At 39.1% G+C, this 417-nt stretch carries 1 pseudogene; it reads right to left on the bottom strand.

Annotated elements, in window-relative coordinates:
• A pseudogene (locus SB775_RS27545) lies at positions 1 to 333 on the bottom strand (transposase); the annotation flags it as partial.
• Positions 334 to 417 lie beyond the last annotated feature (84 nt).

Below are 417 nucleotides of genomic sequence, written 5' to 3'. Positions count from 1 at the left end.
ATCCATCAATTACTTGAAACCTTTCGGCTTTCAGGACCATTCCTTCCCATGTAGATTTGGATTGCGCTTTTTTAAATAGTCCACCTGCGCTTTCAGATAAGCATTTTCTTCTTCAACACTAGAAAAATTCTTACGGTTCCATACACCACGTTGGTCTTCAAAAGGCTCATTATTTTGCACTTTCTTTACCCAATTCGCTATTTGTGCATCACTTTTGATACCAAATCGCTCACGAAGCCGACGATATGACCAGCCTTCCTCCAACTTCAAACGAACAACTTCTCGCTTTAATTCTTCTGTATATGTTTGAAACGTTTGCCCCTTTTTTGCCATAGAAAAATCCCCTCTCAGATAGACTGTTAAGAACATTTTATCATGCTCTCTTTTTACTCTGTCTACCTGTAGGGGATAATACCA

The sequence above is a fragment of the Peribacillus sp. SIMBA_075 genome (assembly GCF_046534585.1).
The sequence above is the reverse complement of the archived record's forward strand: the minus strand, read 5'-3'. Positions and strand labels throughout refer to the sequence as shown.